At 34.5% G+C, this 2,426-nt stretch carries 3 protein-coding genes; all 3 read left to right on the plus strand.

Translation table 11 applies throughout. The annotated features are described in order from the left end of the window. Positions 1–110: 110 nt before the first annotated feature. The 3 genes from ACUVXA_RS19735 (at position 111) to ACUVXA_RS19745 (ending at position 2,274) form a co-directional block, all read left to right on the plus strand. A complete protein-coding gene (locus ACUVXA_RS19735) occupies positions 111–464 on the plus strand; it encodes a hypothetical protein (protein ID WP_445873003.1) in 354 nt (117 codons plus the stop codon). 161 nt (positions 465–625) lie between these two features. Further along, positions 626–1,795, plus strand: coding sequence for a M20 family metallopeptidase (locus tag ACUVXA_RS19740; RefSeq protein ID WP_445873004.1), 1,170 nt, complete (start codon positions 626–628; stop codon positions 1,793–1,795). A gap of 227 nt (positions 1,796–2,022) precedes the next feature. After that, on the plus strand, positions 2,023–2,274 hold the full coding sequence (locus ACUVXA_RS19745; protein WP_445873005.1) for a hypothetical protein: 252 nt from the start codon (positions 2,023–2,025) through the stop codon (positions 2,272–2,274). Positions 2,275–2,426 lie beyond the last annotated feature (152 nt).

Consider the following 2,426-nt stretch of genomic DNA (forward strand, 5'->3'; position numbering starts at 1 on the left):
CTTTTTTTAAAATCAATATGGGATTCAAAAATATTTAATACCTAAAACTTGTCTTTAATTAATAGAGAAAGTGATAATATTATTATAAAAAATTCTTGAGGCCTAAAAATTTGAGTGAAGACTTCCAAATTGACAGGATGATAAACCTCATTGAAATAAATTGCGGAAACTTGAAACCTACTTCAATCGCCATTATAGATAAAAATTTCAAGATCTGGGGATTGAAAGGTGAATTCCCTGAAAAAGCAGTAACCCTTTTTGAAAATTACTCTATTGATGAGTTGAAACCGGGTGACAGTCTTCACAATGAAAACTCTTTTTTAATGAAGATTACGGAAAAGACCGGTGTTATAATATCGATGTATGATGAGAAGCTTTCGATTCTGGCCTCAGCTAATCTGAGGGGTAGAATAAACGCTTTGTCGGACTTTTATCTACTTGAAAAACTCATCGAAAAACCTTAGCTAAAATTTAATACTTTCTATCCAAGAATAAATTTTTCCCAGAGAATATGAGAAATTAAAAATGCAAACACTTTATTATATATCTTTTTAAACAAAGTAAATTTAAACTCTGAATTAAATTTAAAATATAATTTTTCATTATTTATTGGAACGTGTTTATTATGGAGTCTTGGGACAAGGTTGAATCGGAAATAGTTGAGGATGAAATAATTTCCTTAGCTAGGGCGTTAATTACTATTCCAAGTTATGTAGAGATTAAGGATGGAGAGCGGCGAGTAGCAGAGCGTTTGGACGCTTTCTTTAGAGACAATGGTCTAATTCCCGAGATTCGTGAAATAGAAAGTGGTGTTAACATAATTGTCTCCCTGGGCGGTACTGATACTGGTTCTCCCTCATTAATGTTTAATGGACATCTCGATACGGTGCCTGTTGATAACATGACAATATCTCCATTCGATGCGGAAATAAAAGAAGGGAAACTTTATGGAAGAGGTTCGTGTGACATGAAAGGAGGCTTAGCTTGCATGGCTGTGGCTCTGGTAGCACTAAAAAGAGCCAAAGTAAAACTTAAGGGAAGACTCGTTTTTACTGGAGTGTCAACTGAAGAGGCGGGAAGCTGGGGGACAAAAGAAATCATTAAATCTGGACCATTATCTGATTGTGTAATTGTGGGGGAACCAACTAATCTTGAAATAGTTTCTGCTTCTAAGGGAATAATTTTAGCAATAATCGATGTTATGGGGAAGGCTGCTCATGGAAGCTCACCAGAGCTGGGAATCAATGCCATTTACAAAGCAATAAAACTAATTCGGAAGGTACAAAATGAATTTCCGAAAATTTTTAAGAAAAAGAAACATCCCACCCTAGGTTCGCCATCTTTTAATCTAGGCACTATAAAGGGTGGGGAGAGATTCAATATTGTTCCGGACAAATGCAATTTAGTTTTTGACAGAAGAATGTTACCCGGAGAAACCGAGAAGGAGATAGCCAGTGAGTTCCAAGAAATAATAAATTCCATAAAAAAAGAAGACACTGAATTTGAAGCATCTCTACAATTTATACTGGGGCTTCCTCCAATGGATACACCACTTGATTTACCTTTTATAAAATTTCTTGACGAAGCTGTTAACCAGGTAATGGGTAAAACAGTATACGCTGGGATAGCTGGAAGTACAGATGCATCGCTTTTCTCGCAACATGGAATACCTAGTATAGTATTTGGCCCGGGGCGATTATCCATGGCTCACACAGCCAACGAACATATAGAAATTTCTCAACTTAAAAAGGCGGCTGATACTTATGCACTTACTGCGCTCAAATTCTTATCCTAAATATTCAAACCATAAATTTCAGAAATTTCCCGTAAAGTTTTTGTGCAGCAGTCTTGGTTTCTGAAAAGGGAAATACTTGTGGGATGAAACTTGTTTTTTCAAAATTTTTATTGAAAATTTAAACGGTTTATGTGTGTTTGGATATACATTTATTAGTGCTCAATGTTTCTATTCTTTTTAAGTTTGTGAAAAGGGTAAAGAGGGTTACTGATACTATGATGAATAAAATGGTTCAAGTTGTATGCTCCTTAAAAGATGATATTTGCGAGGCAGTTCAACTTGTAAACGATGTTGAGAAAAATACTGTAACTATTAATCCTGAAAAATGTCTCGAGTGCCCATTTTTAGAAGAAAAGATAAAAAGAGCAATAATTGTTTTATCTGGTTCTCCTATACCTGAGCTTTACAAAAAAACCTCCATGTTTATGATAGACTTTGATTTGCAAGTTCCCAGAAGGATTATGCAAACAAAACAATAAATCAAGTATAAACAGCATACGTTTAAATATCCATAACATCAATATTTGAAAAACTGATCCACCGATAACTTGGATTTTCAAAAATTCATTTCACTAGAGAGGGTTTACAACAGTAGGAAGATTTAATACTAAATAATACCATATATGGCTAT

The organism is Candidatus Jordarchaeum sp., from assembly GCF_052745115.1.

What these genes read in the sequence shown, in the direction of transcription:
- ACUVXA_RS19740 (WP_445873004.1), top strand. Translation starts at nt 626, where the DNA reads ATGGAGTCTTGGGACAAGGTTGAATCGGAAATAGTTGAGGATGAAATA.
- ACUVXA_RS19745 (WP_445873005.1), top strand. Translation starts at nt 2,023, where the DNA reads ATGGTTCAAGTTGTATGCTCCTTAAAAGATGATATTTGCGAGGCAGTT.